Genomic DNA, 19,922 nt, shown 5'->3' with positions numbered 1-19,922 from the left:
CGCAAAAAGACCAAATGTAATGGGTTAAATTGTTACCATATACGAAACGATTGAGTTCCGTTTTCCGCTAGTCGTGGTTGTTGTATTTCGGTAAAGTATTTTCTTAGATACGCTATGAGTAGAAAATGGTTCAGTTTTCCATTGAGTGATATAAGGCTAAATAGACAAATGGTCCAGATTAACAGTGATTGTTATATTGCAGCACAGATCTGCCAGCAAGCAAGGCTTAGTCGTGATACTCGCTTTGATGGTCAATTTTTTACCGGAGTTATCACTACTGGCATTTATTGCCGATCAATTTGTCCCGCTCCTGCACCCTATGAAAAAAATGTCCGTTACTTTGATTCTGCGATAAAAGCGGCTAATGCTGGACTTAGGCCTTGTCTGCGATGCCGGCCCGATAGTGCGCCAAGTTCATTTGCGTGGTTAGGTACTCAAACAACGTTAATGCGTGCTATCACGTTAATCGAACAAGGCTTTTTAAATGGTGAAGATGCAGGAACGATCGTCAAGTTGGCTAATAAATTAGGTATTACCAGTCGATATTTAAATAAACTCTTTAACCAAGGTTTGGGGACTTCACCTAAACGTTTTGCGTTATATCAGCAGTTGATGTTTGCTAAGCAGCTATTACACCAAACTCAATTATCAATGACAGACATCGCCATGGCCGCTGGTTTTAATAGCATCAGGCGCTTTAATGAAATTTTTAAACAAGAACTACTATTAACACCGAGTGATTTACGCCGAAAGAGCCGACGTTCAACTGATGAAACTCATCCTTATAAAAAAAACCAAGTGAGTATTAACATTAAACCAATAACATTAGCACTATCTTATCGGCCACCCCTAAATTGGGCGAAGATGTTGGCTTTTTATGCCTTTCGTCAAGTTGATAATATGGAGGTCATTGATGATATTTCGGGACGTTATGGCCGAACCTTCTCATTTAATGGTGTAGAAGGCTTTTTTTACATTTTACTGAATGCCGATAAACCTCAACTTGATGTGAGTATTTACTTAGCCGATGCCAATGATATTAAATCCTTGCATTATATTACTCTGCAATTACGGCGTATGTTTGATTTAGATGCTGACATGGCGGTAATCCAGCAGGCATTATCTCCTATTATAGAATTAGGCGCCAAAATTGATAGTGGTTTGCGTATTCCCGCGGCAGGTAGTGTATTTGAGGCCGCTTGCCGTGCCGTATTAGGGCAACAAGTGAGTGTGGTGCAAGCCACTAAACTATTAAATTTATTGGTTGAATCTTATGGTGAAACACTGTTCATCGATGGTAAGGCTTGGCGGTTATTTCCGACGGCACAAGCTATTGCTAGCGCTTCATTAGATGAACTTAACATGCCAGGTGCTCGAAAATTAGCATTAAATGCCTTGGGGCAATTTGTACATCAGCATGCTGACTCAACACCTGACGATTGGTTGTCCGTAAAAGGTATCGGCCCATGGACTGTTGCTTATGCAAATATGCGAGGTTTGAGTGATCCTGATGTGTTTTTGAGTTCTGATTTAGTCATCAAAAATCGTCTTCATGCGTTATATGAGCAATCGGGTAAGCCCATTGAAAACCCTAAATCGTACTTAAGCATTGCTGCCGACATTGCAAAACAAGCATCACCTTGGGGCAGTTACTTAACCTTCCAGCTTTGGGATAATGATCCTGTCGCTGCAAAAAACGGATAATATTATGACCCATTTTACTTCGCCGAAGTGTCATGCTTTAGTCACAAGTCCTGTTGGTTTACTCTCGCTTAAAGCATCTGAGTATGGATTAACCCATCTACAGGTTGAAGATCTTGCCCAAACGAGCTTGCTCGTAGAGATTCAAACTCAGTTTATACTCCAACAAAGCAATACTGAGACTACTCAAGATTTATTGATACAAGCCCAACAACACATTGATACAACCGTCATTCAATTAACAGAGTACTTCGCTAATCAAAGGCAGCATTTCAGTGTTCCACTAGCGCCTAAAGGTACCGTGTTTCAACATGAGGTTTGGCATGCTCTGAGTCAATTAACATTCGGCCACCGCTGCAGTTACAGTGATATCGCTAATACTATTGGGCGACCTAAAGCTGTCAGAGCGGTCGGGGCTGCAAATGGTGCAAACCCAATAGCCATTATCGTTCCTTGTCATCGGGTGATAGGCAAAGGCGGTAAGTTAACCGGTTATGCTTATGGGCTCGATATGAAGCAGTGGCTACTAGACTTAGAAGGGATTGAAGAAATTAACTAATTTATCTGACTGCTGTGCCAAAGTACGTTAAAATGTGCGATTGATATCCATTATTTTGAGCGCATTTGATACATGACCCAAGCTTCTTTAGCTACGACTTTCGCTGAATTTGGCCTGCATACTCCATTGTTGGCCAGATTAGCTGAGCTTAAATACCTGCAGCCTACACCAATCCAAGCAGAAACCATTCCTAGCACACTAACCGGTAAAGACTTACTGGCAGGTGCCAATACCGGCTCAGGTAAAACAGCGGCTTTTGCATTGCCGATTTTACATCAATTGGTGAGTCGTCGGGCAACAACATCTGCCAAAGGTAATTTTGTCAGTGCGTTAGTCTTGGTTCCAACGCGAGAACTCGCTAAGCAAGTTGCCGACAGCTTTAAATCCTATGCGGTTCATTTAAATGGCGACATTAAAGTGGTTGCTGCATTTGGCGGTGTATCTGTTAATACTCAGATGTTAGCATTGCGTGGTGGTGCCGATGTGGTGGTCGCGACGCCAGGTCGTTTACTCGATTTAGTATCGTCAAATGCACTAAAGTTGTCCCAAGTGACAACGTTAGTACTTGATGAAGCTGACCGAATGTTAAGCCTTGGTTTTACTGAAGAATTGACTCAAGTACTCAATTTACTTCCTAAGCAAAAACAAACGTTATTGTTTTCAGCTACTTTTCCAGATGAAGTACGCCAACTAACGCAAGCGCTGCTCGTTAATCCGCTTGAGATACAATTACAAAGCGCTGAAGCGAGTACATTAGTACAACGGGTAATGACGGTTAATCGTGAAAAAAAGACCGCATTACTTGCGCACTTGCTACAACAACATCAATGGCGCCAAGTATTGATTTTTGTTAATGCCAAAAATAGTTGCAATCATTTAGCTCAAAAACTGGCTAAACGTGGTATCACTGCAGAGGTGTTTCACGGTGATAAAGCCCAAGGCGCGAGAAGTCGTGTATTGGAAGGTTTTAAGGCTGGAGATATTCAAGTGCTCATAGCGACTGACATTGCTGCTCGTGGCCTTGATATTGAAAAATTACCAGTGGTAATAAATTTTGACTTACCGCGCAGTCCAGCAGATTATATGCATCGAATTGGTCGCAGCGGACGTGCGGGAGAGGTCGGTTTAGCGTTGACCTTGATGTCGCATGATGAGTATCATCACTTCTCTGTTATCGAGAAAAAGAATCAAATTCGCCTTGAACGTGAACAAGTTAACGGATTTGAGGCTGATGATGTAGTGCCTGAAAGCGTACTGGAACAACCTAAGCCAATGGCGAAGCCAGAAGGTAGCGGTAAGAAAAAACGTAAAAAGTTGTCCTCAGTTAATGTTGATATTTGGGCTAAAAAACCAGATTAGTAGTAGGTAATATGAAACATATTTTTTGGTTAGTTGATGGACAAGTTGCAGGCCGTAGCGGTCCAAACAAAGATGCGTGGGACTTAGCTGAGTTAAAGCAAGCCGGTTTCGGTGCAATTGCATCCTTAAATAATGGTGAAGGTTGCGATATCGACGCTATGGCTGAATTAGGTCTTCGTCATAAAGTATTTAATTTACCTGATAATATTCCACCTAAGCCGCATGATTTAGCTATTTGTGCTGAAATACTCCCCCAGGTATTAACATTTATTCGTGAATGTGAAACTGATCAGTTACCAGTGTTACTCCATTGTCGCTCTGGGATCAATCGTACAGAAATGGTGATGGCTTATTATATGATGGAGAACGGTGCAGCGCCTTTGCATGCGGTTAGTCAAGTTCGTAATGCCAGTGGCTTAGCGTTCGATGCTGAGGGGTGGGATCAATTTGTTTATGATGTGCTTTACGAGCTGCAATCTGCTTCGAACTGATTAATGTCAATTTAAAGCATCATAATAATGAGGGAAACAACGATAATTAAATCAGTGGCTGATTTAATTATCGTTGTTTCCCTTTGTTGTTTTTATTAGGCAATATTCGGTGCTAACTTGCACTTTGTTCTAGCTTATATGTGTATATAGCCGATTAAGTTTTTTCCCGGCTTTGATAAATTACATAAGAAGGTTCACAACAATTCAATCGTTGAACTTTTTTGCACGACATATCGACAACTTGTTGCGGAAATAGTACTAATGTAGTTTGCTATTTCTGGTTATCAACCAAAGTCTCCGCCTCAAATACTCATTATTTATAGAACCGTAATTGTATCGTAATGATTTATCGAGTTGGCTATTATCGGATGAATAGCTAATTTTGTGATTTGTAATGATCTTTGCAGATAAAATAGGCCACTTAAGCTAGTCTAAAGACTGACGATAAATGCTATAGTGAAGTAGATTTCAGTCTTCAGATGAAGGGGTAATGATGAGTCCGAAAATGAGCAAAGCGAATCAATCGCAGGGTTTATTGCTTTTTAAATTAAATCAAACACAAGTGTTTGCTTTAGGTACTTTAAAAATTCGTGAACTCGTGCCGTTTACTCCTTTAACTAAAATCCCACACTCTCACTCGGCTATTCTTGGTGCAGCAACCATTCGGGGTATGACTATTCCGATTATCGATATGGCTGCAGGTATTGGCTATAGACCCGTTACCGAAGCAGAGCTTAAAGATAGCTATATCATCATTACTGATTGTCAGCGAATGGTGATAGGTTTTCTTGTGCGCTCAATCGATAAAATCATTGAATGTAATTGGCGTAATATCGAAGCACCTTCAGGTAACTTAGGCAAAAATGCCTTTTTAACAGGTGTAACCCGTTTTAATGATCAGCTCGTTCAGTTATTAGATGTCGAGTTATTACTGTCGAAAATATTTCCGGATGATCCGATTAATAATCGAGCGATATTAACCGATGTACAACGTGAGAAATTAACACCGTTACGTATTTTACTGGTGGATGACTCAAAAGTTGCCCGTAAACAATTATCTGATGCATTAGACTCTATTAACATTGCTTATCAGGTGACGGCAGATGGTCGCGACGCTCTGCAGATGATGCAACAAGCCGCGGAAGAACGAAAGCCTATTGATTTACTGGTGAGTGATATTGAAATGCCAGGACTTGATGGATACGAATTAGCCTTTGAGGTTAAAAATAATCCAGCAATTGAACATGCGTACATTATTTTACATACGTCATTATCCAGCGAAATCAGTGTCAGCCAAGCCAAACAAGTCGGAGCCAATGAGGCGTTAACTAAGTTTGATGCTAAAGAGTTGATTGAAGCGATGCTTAGAGGTGCTCAAGCATTGCAGCCTGCTGGATGATTGTCATTGTTTTATTTTTGGTATTTTCAGCCTGTAACATGGTTAACAATTTAACAGCAAGTAACCTGTAACCGTCAAATTAGTGCTTTCTTTATGACCGATGATTGAATTTTTTTACTCATTTGGTATCAACACTAGACTTATTACATGGCATCCTGATATATAGCTACAAGGCTTTTATAGTGTTCAGTATATTCGCTGGGCACAAGGTAATGCTTAACTTTAATGAGGGAGTGCTATCCCTGAAAACGGATTGATTGAAGTGTGCTAATTGAGTGTGGTGAGTTAATCTCCCTCAATGAGTAAGAGAGTAGGGTGTTTTCAGTAATAGCATTGATATTATCGAGATGTCATGAGTATCGTAACCTAAGTATTATATCGCTGTAAGTTGCAAGGTGATGAATACGTGGATACGACGAGTATTATGATGTTTCCTTTTCTAAAGATAAGCAAAACCTTGATCATAAAAAGTCATAAATATAATAATCATAGGTTAAGCAATGAATCAAAAAACATCACTGTTAGCTCGTATCGCTAACGGTAGCCTCGTGCTACAAATCATCAGCGGAATCATTTTGGGCGTGATTCTGGCAAGTATTTCAACCACAGGTGCCAATAATGTGGCTTTTTTGGGCTCACTTTTTGTGGGTGCTTTAAAAGCCATTGCGCCAATACTGGTTTTTGTTTTGGTTGCATCATCGATTGCCAATCAAAAGAAAAATAGTCAAACCAATATGCGTCCTATCATTGGGCTATATCTTTTCGGAACGTTTGCAGCGGCATTAACAGCAGTATTATTCAGTTTTGCTTTTCCAACGACTTTACTACTTACTGCCGGGATAGAGGGCTCAAATCCTCCTCAGGGGATTAGCGAAGTAATCAATACCTTATTGTTCAAAATTGTTGATAATCCGGTGAACGCATTATTAACGGGCAATTACATCGGTATTTTGGTGTGGGGGGCAGGTCTTGGGATAACCATGCATCATGCCAGTGACAGTACTAAGCAAATGCTCTCTGATGTCAGTGATGCGGTGTCAAATATAGTCCGCTTTGTAATTCGTTTAGCACCAATTGGTATTTTTGGTTTAGTTGCGGCTACATTTGCTGAAACAGGTTTCGACGCTCTTGCGGGTTACGGCCAATTATTGATGGTACTTGTGGGATCCATGTTATTCATTGCTTTGGTGATTAACCCTATTATCGTTTATGTCAAAATTAAACGTAACCCATATCCATTAGTATTTAAATGTTTACGTGAAAGTGGTGTAACAGCCTTTTTCACCCGTTCAAGTGCGGCCAATATTCCGGTCAACATGGCATTGTGTGAAGAGCTAAAATTGCATAAAGACACCTATTCTGTGTCTATTCCATTAGGTGCCACCATTAATATGGGCGGTGCTGCGATTACCATTACGGTATTAACATTAGCAGCAGCTCATACTTTGGGTATTCAAGTGGACTTTATGACAGCTCTGTTATTGAGCGTGATAGCGTCCGTTTCTGCTTGTGGTGCTTCAGGTGTTGCCGGTGGTTCACTATTATTAATCCCATTAGCGTGTAGTTTGTTTGGCATTTCTAATGATGTTGCTATGCAAGTTGTGGCTGTTGGTTTTATTATTGGTGTGATTCAAGACTCAGCTGAAACTGCATTAAATAGCTCTACAGATGTGATCTTTACTGCTGCAGCATGTGAAGCTGCTGAAGCGAAAGAGACAGCTCAAGCGCGTTAATATCGTGAAAAAGTCCTTATTGATAAATGCCGACGCGATAGCGTCGGCATTTTTTTGTTTGAATGGCCAAGGTAACCTGATGTGAAGATAATTAACGCCTCTCAAACAGTTCCTTGTCTTGATACCTGCGTTATTCTTTACACAAGAAGACTTGCAATAGGCTAGATATTGACGCGTCGATTCGTCTTGTTACTAGGGGCTGTTGATCTTTCACATTGGCAGCCAAATTATAGAGCAAGCTAGAGCCAGCAGGCTTTCAAAATTAATTTTCAATTTATCATAGCGGGTAGCTATCGCTCTAAAATGCTTGAGCCGAGCAAAAGCATTTTCAACTAAATGCCGATATTTGTATAAACACCAATCGATATCGCCATTTCCTTGCTTCGAATTTTGTCTTCTAGGGATCACTGGCTTTGAACCACATTCACGCACTTTATCTCTAATCGCTTCACTGTCGTAGCCTTTGTCTGCAATAATAAAATGACTTTGTGGCAATAATTCAATAAGGGCATTAGCTGCTTTGCTATCATGAACTTCTCCACCTGTAACAATGAATTCTATCGGTAAACCATAGCTATCTACCGCGAGATGGATTTTGCTTGTATTACCACCACGACTTAACCCAATTGCTTGATTTTCATCAGATGATGCACCTGAACTGTGTTGATGGGCTTTTACATAACTTCCATCAATAAATTCCCATTCAGTATCACTATTAGTCGATAATGTTTTGAACAGCCTAAGTAAAATACCTTTTCTTGACCACAGTAAAAATCGACGGTAAATGGTATTCCATAAGCCAAAATATTCAGGTAAATCTCGCCAAGGGCAGCCAACACGCAATCGGTAAAGGATACCTTCCATCGTAAATCGATGCTCTTGCTTGTTATAAACTCTATCATCAAGCAGAATAGCTTTTAGCTTCGACCACATCTCATCAGTGAGCATTAATCGGGGCATGGTAATCTCGTTGTATTTGTTTTTGGCGAAGTGAATTATACGAGATTACCTTCTTCGCACAAAATTCAAACAAAGATCAACAGCCCCTAAGACAAATAATAATATTGATAGTGATTAATCGCTAAGCTTTTAATCCTTCTGACTACATTCTCATCTCTTATCCCAAGCTTTGGTTAAGATATTAAAATGGATGCTGACTAAAAAACGTCATCTCGATTTGGCTATAAGGATGGGTAATTGTGAGCGATTGCGCATGCAGGTTTAACCGTTTACTGGCACTAATTGTTTCGGTATCGCCATAAAACTCATCGCCTAAAATGGCATGGCCAAGCGCCAACATATGAACCCTAAGCTGATGAGTGCGACCCGTGTGGGGTTTAAGTTCCATCAGGGTTGACTGCGTCCTATGTTCAAGTACCTGGAAGTAGGTTAACGCAGCTTTGCCTGAATCTGTAAGCATTTGGAATGGTGGTGAATCTGGATTAGGTCCTAGCGCAAAGTTCACTTTACCTTGTTGTTCACCCACGTGGCCAATCACTTCAGCAATGTACACTTTTTTGGCCTGGCGATTTTGAAACTGAATTTTTAAATGTGATTCCGCTTTTTTAGTACGAGCAAAAATCATGATCCCAGAAGTATCACAATCTAAACGATGGATCAAAATCGCTTCAGGATAGCATCGTTGCAAACGGGTTATGGCCGTATCGTGTGTGTCAGGTGAACGCCCTGGATTTGATAATAGGCCTGAAGGCTTATTGATGACGATAATGTCACGGTCTTTATAGCGTATGTCCAACCACGGAATTGAGGGTGGTTGATAAGTAAAGATGTGCATTATAAATTGTCTCTCTAATTGTGTCTGATTCAGGTATTGATGTGGCGAAATGTTAATCTCGCGAGTACTCATGTTGCGGATACTAACAAAGTTTTACTGATAACCAAAAACCAATTATTCGACTGGATAATGCTGTTTGGTTATGGCTGCTTTACCAGGTCGCTAACCATAACCGCAATGACATTCCCCAACTGCTTGTTACGCCAGAGGTAACAAAGCGAATATTGTTTTCAGTATCAACGATATAAATAGCAGGCAATGCCATGGCGCCCCATTGTTGGCTTAATTGCATTGTTTGATGCTGATTGATGACATCAAAATGATAATGATGATGTTGCATAAAGGTGCTGATGTCGTCGTCAGAACCTGAAGCTACTGCAATGGAAACAACCTGATAATCTGGATTAAGATTAACCGAATTCACCATAGGAGAGGTCACTTTACACACCGGACACCAAGTGCCCCAAAAATAGACCAAGGTGGGTTTATTTTGGGTACTGTTCTCTCTGATATGCTGCTGGGCGTCAATTGATGCTGAAGTAAATAATGATATTGGTTTATTGGCGATAGTATATGCGTTAATTGGCATCGCTATGCCTGTTCGCATATCTCGCTGTAGATAACTCGCGATAGCGAACAACACCACCGCAATAACGATTATATCGCGTAGACTCGTTAGCCAAAACAGTTTGGTTTTGAGTGTGTATTTTAGATTAAGTAACCATGACGGCATACGAGATTAATTCCTATAAATACCCTGTACTAAGGTAAATATGCTGCCGGAGTCTTACGACTATAAAGCCTGCTATAGGCCATTAACTGTGGATAAAAGGTTCTAAATGCAATCTCGATATCAATATAAATCTTATCGATATCTTTAATGGCATGGTCAAAAAGTTCTGGTTTTGATAAACGACGACTGACGCCTTTAATCGCTTGATCTAATCCTTGCCTTGTTTGGTAACTACTAAGCCAATCTTGCTGGATAATTTGTGGCGCAATGGCCTGTAACGTCGGAGGTAGTTCAAGTGTAGTACTAAGCTGGTGGTATGCTTTTTGGCAAAATTCATCTAATGGCTGATGATGATACTCTTCCCAATAAAATGCTAAGTAATGATCAAATACTAAGTCTACTAATATCGGTGCAACACGACGTGAGGTTTTAGGAAACAGCTTGAGCAGGTCGATAATAATTTCATGACTATCAGTAATTTGGTCTATTTGTCGATGAAGCCATATCCCTTGTTGCAGATGTTTTGGATGTTGCTCTATGTTACCTTTCGCGAAATCACCCGACAAATTAGCTACTAGGTGAGTATCGCTGATGTCGGCTAAATGTAAGTGAGCTAAAAAGTTCATAAATTGTACTTCTAATTTTATTATTTTACAGTATGATACAAGCCGTTTGTAACAAAGCTTTACAAAGTGGCGAGTGAGTGGTGTTAATCATAACGTTTTATAGATAAATGTCATGGAGTATTGAGCTTCGTATCATTGTGATGCGTATATGTAACTGCTTTTTAAAGGTTATAGGATTAATTTAGGGATCAAGGATGATGAAAGACTGGATTAAAAAGTTATTGGGTAAGCCAGCTGCACCAAAAAGAAATAAAGTACACATCGACATGCGTTATGAAGAACATTCATATAAATCGGACCAAACCTTTGACTCTGCCAAGTCAGATACTATTGAACTGGACGATATCGACACCGAGTCGATAGAACAAAAGCCGACAAAATAATCACCAAACTTGATCTTAACCCGCAGTCGCCATAGACTAGCGGCCGTTTTTACTGTTGAGATCATACTATGCGTGTTGCAGATTTTTCATTCGACCTACCTGATGAGCTGATTGCTCGCTATCCGACAGCACAACGCAATGCTTCGCGTTTACTCACATTAAGTGGCGAAAACGGTGAGCTTGCCGACAAAAAGTTTACTGATTTATTCAATCTGGTCAATCCTGGAGACTTGATGGTGTTTAATAATACCCGAGTCATACCTGCGCGTTTATTTGGTCAAAAGTCGACTGGCGGTAAGCTTGAGATTCTCGTTGAACGTATGCTCGACGATAAACGTATTCTAGCCCATGTTCGCAGTTCAAAATCGCCTAAAGTGGATACGATTATCGACTTAGACGGCGGCTACCAAATGAAAATGTTGGTTCGTCACGATGCTTTGTTTGAGCTTGAGTTACTGTCCGATAAAACCATATTAGAAGTCCTTGAAGACGTTGGCCATATGCCACTGCCTCCTTACATTGATCGTCCAGATGAAGATGCTGATAAAGAACGTTATCAAACAGTGTACAACCAAACGCCAGGCGCAGTAGCAGCACCTACAGCAGGCTTACACTTTGATGATGCCATGCTAGCCGATTTAAAAGCCAAAGGGGTTAATATTGCCTTTGTGACTTTGCATGTCGGTGCCGGTACATTCCAGCCTGTACGAGTAGATAATGTGCTTGAGCACAAGATGCATTCAGAATGGGCTAATGTGCCACAAGAGGTTGTTGACCTAATTGCGCTTACTAAAGCGGCTGGAAATCGTGTTGTTGCCGTCGGCACAACCTCAGTTCGTTCATTAGAAAGCGCAGCACGCGCGAGTGGAGAAGGTCCGCTTGAAGCCTTTAGTGGTGATACCGATATCTTTATTTACCCAGGTTTTCAATTTAAAGTTGTTGATGCCATGGTCACTAATTTTCATTTACCAGAATCAACATTAATCATGCTGTTGAGTGCTTTTGCAGGTTATGAAGCGGTCATGAATGCTTATCAACATGCGATTACGCAAAAATATCGCTTTTTTAGCTATGGCGATGCGATGTTTGTGACGAAAAAAGCCCCGTAGGCAATGAATTTGATTTAAAATACTCGCCCACAATAGTGGGCGTTTTTTTGATTTAATGTGTCAGTAACCTTGAAGCATTAAAATTTGCCCTCATTACTATAGAAACTAAACGAGTCAGACTGTTTATCTGGCAAGGTGATTTATGAAATTTGAATTAGATACAACTGATGGTCGTGCACGTCGCGGACGTCTTATTTTTGATCGCGGTACTGTAGAAACACCAGCATTTATGCCTGTTGGAACTTACGGTACGGTAAAAGGTATGACGCCTGAAGAAGTGCGCGCTACTGGAGCCGACATTTTATTGGGCAACACCTTCCATTTATGGTTACGTCCTGGCGAAGAGATCATGCGTAAACACGGTGATTTGCACGATTTTATGAATTGGCAACGCCCTATTCTAACGGACTCGGGTGGATTCCAAGTGTTTAGTTTAGGTGACATTCGTAAAATTACTGAAGAGGGTGTGCATTTCCGTTCACCGATCAATGGTGAAAAGATTTTCTTAGACCCAGAAAAATCAATGCAAATTCAGGATTCTTTAGGATCTGACGTGGTGATGATTTTTGATGAATGTACACCGTATCCAGCGACACATGACGAAGCACGTAAGTCGATGCAAATGTCACTGCGTTGGGCTAAGCGCTCACGTGATGAGTTTGACCGTTTAGAAAACCCCAACTCTTTGTTTGGCATTATTCAAGGTGGCGTATTTGAAGATTTACGTGACGAGAGCGTAAAGGGTCTTTTAGACATAGGTTTTGATGGTTATGCCGTAGGTGGTTTAGCTGTTGGCGAGCCTAAAGCAGACATGCACCGTATTTTAGAGCATGTTTGTCCGCAAATTCCTGCTGACAAGCCGCGCTATTTAATGGGCGTAGGCAAACCTGAAGATTTAGTCGAAGGTGTTCGTCGTGGTGTGGATATGTTTGACTGTGTAATGCCAACACGTAATGCCCGTAATGGCCATTTATTTACCAGTGAAGGTGTGATTAAAATTCGTAATGCACGTCACCGTGATGACACAGCAACATTAGATCCTAAGTGTGATTGTTACACTTGTAAAAACTATTCACGTGCTTATTTATACCATTTAGATCGTTGTAATGAAATTCTAGGTGCGCGTTTAAACACCATCCATAATTTACGTTATTACCAAATGTTGATGGAAGGTTTGCGCGGCGCAATTGAGACAGGTACATTAGACGCCTTTGTTAAGGAGTTCTATACCAGTTTTGGTCGTGAAGTACCTGAGTTAATCGTTTAATTTTAGCTAATAAGAAGAGAGAACTATGTTTATTTCAAATGCATATGCAAGCCCAATCAGTGGTGTAGCCGGTGGCGAAACCATGCAGTTAATTTTCATGCTAGTCATGTTTGGATTAATCTTTTACTTCATGATTTTCCGTCCACAGTCAAAGCGTGTAAAAGAGCACAAAAACCTAATGGCGTCGATTTCAAAAGGTGATGAAGTGTTAACCAGTGGTGGCATTCTCGGTAAAGTGACCAAAATCGGTGAAGAAAGTGATTATGTGTTATTAGCGATTAATGATAACAACCAAATCACGATTAAAAAGGATTACATCGCAGCGGTATTGCCTAAAGGTTCTATCCAGTCGTTATAAAGCCAAGAGGGCTATGGTGTGTTAAATAAATACCCAATGTGGAAAAACATCATGGTGATGCTTGTCATCGCCATTGGTAGTTTTTATGCAATACCAAATTTGTTTGGTGAAGATCATGCAGTGCAGATTGTCGCAACTCGCGGCGCAGAAGTGACTGCATCGACACAAACGACTGTGGTTGATTTATTAGATAGTCAGGGTATTGCCGTAAAGCGTGCCGAGCTTGAAAATGGTCAGTTATTGGTCCGAGTGCAAAATCCTGAGCAGCAGTTGGTGGCTAAAGAAGCTATCGCTGAGCTGCTTGGTCAGAAATATACCGTTGCGTTAAACTTAGCTCCGGCAACCCCTGAATGGCTTGAAGCTGTTGGTGGGTCGCCGATGAAATTAGGTTTAGATTTACGTGGTGGTGTTCACTTCTTAATGGAAGTGGATATGGGCGAAGCTATTCGTAAAATGGAAGAAGCTAAGATAGCTGATTTCCGTAGCCAGCTTCGTGAAGAAAAAATTCGTTATGCTGGTATTCGTAAAACCCCTAAAGGAATTGCGATTAAGTTTCGAGATGCTGAAACTGTTGACCAAGCTGAGACTTATTTAAAAACTCGCAGCAATGACATGACCTATACCGACGCGAGTAGCGGTAATGAGTTTATGCTTCTTGCTACCATGAGTGATGCTTACCTTAAGCAAATTAAGGAAGAAGCATTACAGCAAAACATTACCACTATTCGTAACCGTGTTAACGAGTTGGGTGTTGCTGAGCCTGTAGTACAACGTCAAGGCGCTGAGCGCATTATTGTTGAACTGCCTGGTGTACAAGACACTGCTCGTGCAAAAGAAATTTTAGGTGCTACGGCATCGATTGAATTTCGTATGGTTGACGATAAAGCCGACGTAAGTGCAGCAGCAAATGGTCGTGTTCCAGCAGGTGCAGAAGTGTACCAACGCCGTGAAGGCGGGATTGCCGTATTGAAAAAAGAAGTGATGCTAACGGGTGATCATATCACTGGTGCACAACCTACTTTTGATGAATACAGCCGTCCACAGGTAGCGATTAATCTTGACGCGAAAGGCGGCTCGATTTTCTCTAACGTCACCAAAGATAATATCGGTAAACCAATGGCAACATTGTTTATCGAATATAAAGACAGTGGTACACGTAATCCTGATGGCACAGTGAAAATGACTCGTATTGAAGAGGTTATTTCAGTTGCGACGATTCAGGCTCGTTTAGGTCGTAATTTTGTCATTACCGGTCTTGAGCATACTGAAGCACAAAGCCTAGCGTTATTATTACGTGCAGGAGCGTTGATCGCGCCAGTGACCATTGTGGAAGAAAGAACTATTGGCCCAAGCTTAGGTGCTGAAAACATCCAAAACGGTGTTCAAGCGATGATTTGGGGCATGGTTGTTGTTCTTGTATTTATGATGGTTTACTACCGTGCATTTGGTTTTATTGCCAACCTTGCATTGATGGCAAACTTAATTATGGTTGTTGGTGTGATGTCTATGATCCCGGGTGCGGTATTAACCTTGCCAGGTATTGCGGGCATGGTATTAACAGTGGGCATGGCGGTTGACGGTAACGTACTTATTTTTGAACGTATCCGTGAAGAACTTCTTGGCGGTCGCAGCGTACAACAAGCTATCCATGAAGGTTATGGTAATGCTTTTTCAACCATTGCAGATGCTAACATCACCACCTTTATGACAGCGTTAATCTTGTTTGCTGTCGGTACCGGTGCGGTTAAAGGCTTTGCTGTTACCTTAATGATAGGTATCGCGACTTCGATGTTTACAGCCATCGTTGGCACACGCTCAATCGTGAATGCGGTTTGGGGTGGTAAGCGCGTTAAGTCATTGTCTATCTAAGGGAGAAGTTGAATATGTTGCAAATATTTTCAGTAAAGAAAACAGTCGACTTCCTTCGTCATGCACTTCCTATTAGTGTAATGTCGTTGATCTTAGTTATTGCTTCTTTTGTATCGCTAGGCGTACAAGGCATTAACTGGGGCTTAGACTTTACCGGCGGTACGGTTGTTGAAATGGAGTTTTCAGCACCTGTTGACTTGAATGCTTTACGTGCGACCATGACCACAGCTGAAGCTGAAGGTGCGGTAGTACAGAACTTTGGTTCAAGCCGCGATATATTGGTGCGTTTACCGGTAAGAAATGAGTTAAAAAGTGATGTCCAGGTTGCAGCAGTATTAACTGCTGCGCAGTCAATTGATTCAGGCGTGATTCAAAAGCGTGTTGAGTTTGTTGGGCCACAAGTAGGTAAGGAATTAGCGGAGCAGGGGGGCTTAGCCGTTATTGTTGCTTTAATCTGTATTCTTATCTATGTATCATTTCGTTTTGAATGGCGTTTAGCTGCAGGTTCTGTAGCGGCGCTAGCCCATGACGTTATTGTGACCTTAGGGGTATTTTCGGTATTACAGCTTGAGTTTGACTTGACCGTATTGGCAGGTTTATTAACAGTTGTAGGTTACTCACTTAACGATACCATCGTAGTGTATGACCGTATCCGTGAAAACTTCCTTAAAATGCGTAAAGGCACCCCTGTAGAGATTGTGAATACCTCAATCACTCAGACCATGAGTCGTACTGTTATTACTACAGGTACTACATTAATTACCGTTATTGCGCTGTTTTTAAAAGGCGGCACAATGATCCATGGTTTTGCGACTGCATTGCTACTCGGTATTTTTGTTGGTACATACTCATCGATTTACGTGGCAAGTTATTTAGCCATTAAATTGGGTATCAACCGTGAGCATATGTTACCGGTAGAGATTGAGAAAGAAGGTGCTGATCAACCTTCAATGATGCCTTAATAAGTATTATTAATCTTTATCGCTAAAAAGAAACCCCAGCTTGCTGGGGTTTCTTTTTATGGCTAAGTTATGTTCTGTTGTTCTGTTGTTCTGTTAAATGCACTTCACAGGCAGCCATCAAGGTTTTGTGCCATTGAGTTTGTGGGTCGATTATCAGCGCTTCCCACCCATCACTGCCGAGTATATCAACACTGAGAAACATCAGTGAAGTTACCATCATCTTCCCAGATACTCTAAATGTACCGATATTAGTCTCTAAACGAGAAATGGTTATTTTAGTCATGATGCAAAGTGATGAGGTAATCTGCTTGGCCGTTTTCGGTTGAGGTAAACTCACCGTGGCCGATAAATTGATGCAAGTTATCGGTACCCGAGTCAGCTATTACATTGAATTGGCTTTGTGCAACACCTTGCGAAAATACCCCATTATGTTGTAACACTATGGTGCCAGATATTTCTGGCGTGTTTATGGTTAAGTGCTCCATTCCGACAAATACCGCTGCCTCCCCATTTTGATATGACATTACATAGCGAATTTGAGCAGAACCATTGATATCACCAGAATACGTTTGGGTAATTTCGGCAATGGTTTGTTTGCTGTTATTGTCGTGTTCAGCATATGCCGATTCATTCCAAGCGGTGATTTGAAATACACCTTTTAAGACTATTTTTGTCATGTAGAGCCCTGCTTATGATGTTATTAAATGCGAAGAGTTCATATAAAGTTAACATAATCATTGTCTATGACAAATGTCCAATTTATAAACAACACTCGACAGATTTTGGTAGAGGCAGTAGGATGAAACAAATTTGCCAGCAAGAGCAATGCAGTAGGATAACGCATGGAACAACGAAAAGTATTATTAGCCGGTGGTAATTTACTGCAGGCTCACACATGGAAAGGGCTACTGGAAACCAGTGGAATTGAAGTTGATCTTAAAGGTGAAGCACTCATTGGTGGTGTAGGCGGTTTACCGATTGAAATGCAAACGGTAGAATTATGGGTAGCAGACAATCAACTTGTCACTGCGCAAACCTTACTCGATTCACTCGATATTGAACAGCCTCAATGGCAATGTGTCCAATGCCATGAAATAAACGAAGGCAGTTTTGAATTGTGTTGGCAATGTAGTTCGCAAAGAAGTGAAATGCATAACGAATAAACCCGTATGATGGTTTTTTAACGTTGAAAGCCATCTTTCATGACCACATATTATTCAACATAAACGGGGTTTAATCGCGACGTAAATATTAGACGAAAAGTGTCTAAGTCAATTTACGTTTAGTAATAAAGAGCCTAGTTTATAAATATGCGCCCGTTTAGTTGAGCCACTAGGATTGCATATGTGGCTTATTTTGGCGCAATTAGCGCTTATTCATGTAAATGACACCATCATAAACTCCTCGTTATAGTAAATTGCCACTAACTGCAGCAAAATTGCTTTCAAAAATCCAATAGACTCTAATGATTAAACTACTTTTAGGTTTATGACGTATGTAGTGCTAATTTGTCACAAATGAGTGATTTAACTAACTTAAGGAAACGCTATGCAACCCTCTCCAGCATTCGCCAGTTTGGTCGATTCTGTTATGCCACATGTTAACTTGTTAACCATTGAGCAATATCAACAACAAGATCAATGGCAATTAATTGATGTGCGAGAAGATAACGAATGGTTACAAGGGCATTTACCTAATGCAAAACACCTCAGTCGTGGCATTATTGAACGTGATATAGAGCATCGTTTTCCTGATAAAAATACTCCAATATTACTTTATTGTGGCGCCGGCCAGCGTGCAGCATTATCTGCCTATAATTTACAACTTATGGGTTATACGCAAGTCGCCTCAATGGTTGGTGGCTACCGTGCTTGGATACAACATCAATTCCCTATCGTTGAAGACTGAGTAGATTAATGCAATATTTCCCTTTGTTTGTCGATACTCAAGGTTTGAAGGTCTTATTGGTTGGTGCAGGTGAAGTTGCCACACGTAAACTCGATTTGTTGTCTCGTACGGATGCTCATATTCATGTCATAGCGCCGACAGTTGCCAATGATATTGAAAACTATTATACGCAGGGGCGGATCCAGCTGTCTCGTCGTGAAGTATGTGCTGATGATATTGCCAATGTGGATATCATTTACCTTGCTACTGCCGATGAGCAATTGAATATGGATTTTGCGCAGTTGGCCACAGAGCGGGGGATTTGGGTGAATGTGGTCGATAATCCTAAATTTTGTCGATTTATTACGCCTTCGATAGTGGATAGAGGCCGGTTAGTGGTTGCGATAAGTACAGCTGGTGCCGCACCTGTTTTCGCTCGAACCATCCGTTCACGCCTCGAAACTATGCTACCGTCATCATTAGCGCCTTTATTTGATTTTGTTGCCAGCAAGCGCGAGGAAGTACAACATAAATTATTAGCCGGCAAAGATAGACGTTTATTTTGGGAACGTTTTTTTACCACTAACCAAGATAAATTCGATGCATTAACAGAACAACGTTACCTTGAGTCTTTTGAAGACTTTAGTGTTAAAGGTGAGATTCTTTTGTTAACCGAGGATACGCCGGCACATTTACTCCCTATTGCAGCAATGCCGCTATTACAGACATTAGACGTGGTTTACAGTGATAGTGCGCTTGATAGTGAGATTAATGAATTATTAAGGCGAGACGCAAGCAGAGAAGCGGTGCCATTGTTAAGTGATATCACTCATCAATATGAACATGGATCTCGTATGTTGATAGTGTCTTCTGTTGCAAAAGTCGCCCAGTTAAGTGCGCATTTTCCAATGGCTAAACATCTACGCCCTGGCGCTATTTAACCGGATAAGTACGATGTCCTATTATGCCGAGTCTACTTTGTAGTAGACTCGGTTTTTTTATACTTGTTGGAACCTTTTATGGCTGCTAAAGCTACCGTTTTTAAAGTCTCGCTGCAGATTGCAGATATGGACCGTCATTATTATGCCGATCATCAGTTTACCTTAGCCCAACATCCGTCCGAAACCGATACGCGCATGATGGTGCGTTTACTGGCATTTGCCATTAATGCATCCGAAACTTTAGTGTTTAGTAAAGGGTTATGTGTTGATGATGAAGCTGAACTTTGGGATAAAAATCTGAGTGGTGAAATCGATCTTTGGGTTGAGTTTGGTCAAGCTGATGAGAAATGGCTGAGAAAAGCCTGTGGTCGGTCAAAACAGGTTATTCTTTATACTTATGGTGGCCGAAGTGTGCCTATTTGGTGGCAGCAGAACCAGCAAGCGTTTGCTCGCTACGATAATTTAACTGTGATTAATTTTCCAGAAGATGCGGTGAAACAAATGGATGTATTTGTTAATCGAAATATGGCGTTACAAGTTAGTCTTAGCGAAGGGCAAGTGTGGTTGTCGGATGCAAATAATAGCGTGTTAATAGAGCCTGAAACGTTAAAGTAGTGGTATTTACGTGATTTGGGTTGCTATCACATTCGCTATCACATTTTGCTATCATACTTACGATCACAGTAAAGTGAATTTAACCTTAATTTATCAAAAATTAATTAAATTTAATCAAATGGGTCTTGTACTAAT

Annotated in this window: 22 protein-coding genes; 16 read left to right on the top strand and 6 right to left on the bottom strand. The window is 41.0% G+C overall.

Annotation, left to right across the window (positions count from 1 at the left end; genetic code table 11):
- Window positions 1-168: 168 nt before the first annotated feature.
- The 6 genes from HNW13_RS14605 to sstT all read left to right on the top strand — a co-directional run bounded on the left by HNW13_RS14605 (window position 169) and on the right by sstT (window position 7,242).
- The gene (locus tag HNW13_RS14605; RefSeq protein ID WP_192116313.1) at window positions 169-1,704 is read left to right on the top strand and encodes an AlkA N-terminal domain-containing protein; all 1,536 of its coding nucleotides are present in this window, start codon (window positions 169-171) and stop codon (window positions 1,702-1,704) included.
- A 4-nt stretch (window positions 1,705-1,708) separates the two neighbouring features.
- The gene (locus tag HNW13_RS14600) at window positions 1,709-2,260 is read left to right on the top strand and encodes a methylated-DNA--[protein]-cysteine S-methyltransferase (protein ID WP_162023551.1); all 552 of its coding nucleotides are present in this window, start codon (window positions 1,709-1,711) and stop codon (window positions 2,258-2,260) included.
- Between the two features lie 72 nt (window positions 2,261-2,332).
- Window positions 2,333-3,619, top strand: a complete 1,287-nt coding sequence (locus HNW13_RS14595; protein WP_192116314.1) for a DEAD/DEAH box helicase — start codon at window positions 2,333-2,335, stop codon at window positions 3,617-3,619.
- An 11-nt stretch (window positions 3,620-3,630) separates the two neighbouring features.
- Entirely contained in the window at window positions 3,631-4,110 is a 480-nt protein-coding gene (locus HNW13_RS14590) for a dual specificity protein phosphatase family protein (RefSeq protein ID WP_101086564.1), read from the top strand.
- A gap of 493 nt (window positions 4,111-4,603) precedes the next feature.
- Entirely contained in the window at window positions 4,604-5,509 is a 906-nt protein-coding gene (locus tag HNW13_RS14585) for a chemotaxis protein CheV (RefSeq protein ID WP_174839683.1), read from the top strand.
- Window positions 5,510-6,009: 500 nt separating this feature from the next.
- Complete coding sequence (sstT, locus tag HNW13_RS14580; RefSeq protein ID WP_192116315.1) at window positions 6,010-7,242, top strand: serine/threonine transporter SstT; 1,233 nt, start codon at window positions 6,010-6,012, stop codon at window positions 7,240-7,242.
- A gap of 210 nt (window positions 7,243-7,452) precedes the next feature.
- On the opposite strand, the gene HNW13_RS14575 is transcribed toward sstT, so the two are convergent.
- The 4 genes from HNW13_RS14575 to HNW13_RS14560 all read right to left on the bottom strand — a co-directional run bounded on the left by HNW13_RS14575 (window position 7,453) and on the right by HNW13_RS14560 (window position 10,396).
- On the bottom strand, window positions 7,453-8,202 hold the full coding sequence (locus HNW13_RS14575; RefSeq protein ID WP_124011573.1) for an IS5 family transposase: 750 nt from the start codon (window positions 8,200-8,202) through the stop codon (window positions 7,453-7,455).
- A 181-nt stretch (window positions 8,203-8,383) separates the two neighbouring features.
- On the bottom strand, window positions 8,384-9,037 hold the full coding sequence (locus tag HNW13_RS14570; RefSeq protein WP_192116316.1) for a pseudouridine synthase: 654 nt from the start codon (window positions 9,035-9,037) through the stop codon (window positions 8,384-8,386).
- A 151-nt stretch (window positions 9,038-9,188) separates the two neighbouring features.
- Window positions 9,189-9,770 (bottom strand): redoxin domain-containing protein, encoded by a 582-nt coding sequence (locus HNW13_RS14565; protein ID WP_192116317.1) that lies wholly within the window; start codon window positions 9,768-9,770, stop codon window positions 9,189-9,191.
- Window positions 9,771-9,799: 29 nt separating this feature from the next.
- Window positions 9,800-10,396 carry an ACP phosphodiesterase gene (locus HNW13_RS14560; protein ID WP_011638153.1) on the bottom strand — a complete coding sequence of 199 codons (597 nt, stop codon included), beginning with the start codon at window positions 10,394-10,396 and terminating at the stop codon, window positions 9,800-9,802.
- A gap of 194 nt (window positions 10,397-10,590) precedes the next feature.
- On the opposite strand from HNW13_RS14560, the gene HNW13_RS14555 reads away from it, so the two are divergent.
- The 6 genes from HNW13_RS14555 to secF all read left to right on the top strand — a co-directional run bounded on the left by HNW13_RS14555 (window position 10,591) and on the right by secF (window position 16,344).
- Window positions 10,591-10,779, top strand: coding sequence for a hypothetical protein (locus HNW13_RS14555; RefSeq protein ID WP_162023547.1), 189 nt, complete (start codon window positions 10,591-10,593; stop codon window positions 10,777-10,779).
- Between the two features lie 68 nt (window positions 10,780-10,847).
- Window positions 10,848-11,888 (top strand): tRNA preQ1(34) S-adenosylmethionine ribosyltransferase-isomerase QueA, encoded by a 1,041-nt coding sequence (gene queA, locus HNW13_RS14550; RefSeq protein ID WP_192116318.1) that lies wholly within the window; start codon window positions 10,848-10,850, stop codon window positions 11,886-11,888.
- A 142-nt stretch (window positions 11,889-12,030) separates the two neighbouring features.
- Window positions 12,031-13,155 (top strand): tRNA guanosine(34) transglycosylase Tgt, encoded by a 1,125-nt coding sequence (tgt, locus tag HNW13_RS14545; protein ID WP_011638151.1) that lies wholly within the window; start codon window positions 12,031-12,033, stop codon window positions 13,153-13,155.
- A gap of 25 nt (window positions 13,156-13,180) precedes the next feature.
- Entirely contained in the window at window positions 13,181-13,513 is a 333-nt protein-coding gene (gene yajC, locus HNW13_RS14540; RefSeq protein ID WP_011638150.1) for a preprotein translocase subunit YajC, read from the top strand.
- Window positions 13,514-13,531: 18 nt separating this feature from the next.
- Complete coding sequence (secD, locus tag HNW13_RS14535) at window positions 13,532-15,382, top strand: protein translocase subunit SecD (RefSeq protein ID WP_059744418.1); 1,851 nt, start codon at window positions 13,532-13,534, stop codon at window positions 15,380-15,382.
- 14 nt (window positions 15,383-15,396) lie between these two features.
- Window positions 15,397-16,344 carry a protein translocase subunit SecF gene (gene secF, locus HNW13_RS14530; RefSeq protein ID WP_101086571.1) on the top strand — a complete coding sequence of 316 codons (948 nt, stop codon included), beginning with the start codon at window positions 15,397-15,399 and terminating at the stop codon, window positions 16,342-16,344.
- Between the two features lie 67 nt (window positions 16,345-16,411).
- Here secF and HNW13_RS14525 read toward each other — a convergent pair whose 3' ends face one another.
- A complete protein-coding gene (locus HNW13_RS14525) occupies window positions 16,412-16,627 on the bottom strand; it encodes a hypothetical protein (protein WP_192116319.1) in 216 nt (71 codons plus the stop codon).
- A complete protein-coding gene (locus tag HNW13_RS14520) occupies window positions 16,620-17,021 on the bottom strand; it encodes a DUF3224 domain-containing protein (RefSeq protein ID WP_101086573.1) in 402 nt (133 codons plus the stop codon). Before HNW13_RS14520 ends, HNW13_RS14525 begins: the two co-directional genes overlap by 8 nt.
- 165 nt (window positions 17,022-17,186) lie before the next feature.
- On the opposite strand from HNW13_RS14520, the gene HNW13_RS14515 reads away from it, so the two are divergent.
- The 4 genes from HNW13_RS14515 (at window position 17,187) to HNW13_RS14500 (ending at window position 19,787) form a co-directional block, all read left to right on the top strand.
- Window positions 17,187-17,507 carry a DUF2007 domain-containing protein gene (locus HNW13_RS14515; protein ID WP_101086574.1) on the top strand — a complete coding sequence of 107 codons (321 nt, stop codon included), beginning with the start codon at window positions 17,187-17,189 and terminating at the stop codon, window positions 17,505-17,507.
- A 385-nt stretch (window positions 17,508-17,892) separates the two neighbouring features.
- Window positions 17,893-18,252, top strand: coding sequence for a rhodanese-like domain-containing protein (locus HNW13_RS14510; RefSeq protein WP_192116320.1), 360 nt, complete (start codon window positions 17,893-17,895; stop codon window positions 18,250-18,252).
- Between the two features lie 8 nt (window positions 18,253-18,260).
- Window positions 18,261-19,172 (top strand): bifunctional precorrin-2 dehydrogenase/sirohydrochlorin ferrochelatase, encoded by a 912-nt coding sequence (locus tag HNW13_RS14505; protein ID WP_101086576.1) that lies wholly within the window; start codon window positions 18,261-18,263, stop codon window positions 19,170-19,172.
- Between the two features lie 78 nt (window positions 19,173-19,250).
- A complete protein-coding gene (locus HNW13_RS14500; protein ID WP_192116321.1) occupies window positions 19,251-19,787 on the top strand; it encodes a YaeQ family protein in 537 nt (178 codons plus the stop codon).
- The last annotated feature ends 135 nt before the right edge of the window (window positions 19,788-19,922 follow it).

This window comes from Shewanella sp. BF02_Schw, from assembly GCF_014596695.2.
Taxonomy (GTDB): domain Bacteria; phylum Pseudomonadota; class Gammaproteobacteria; order Enterobacterales; family Shewanellaceae; genus Shewanella.
This window is presented reverse-complemented; position numbering and strand designations above follow the sequence as displayed.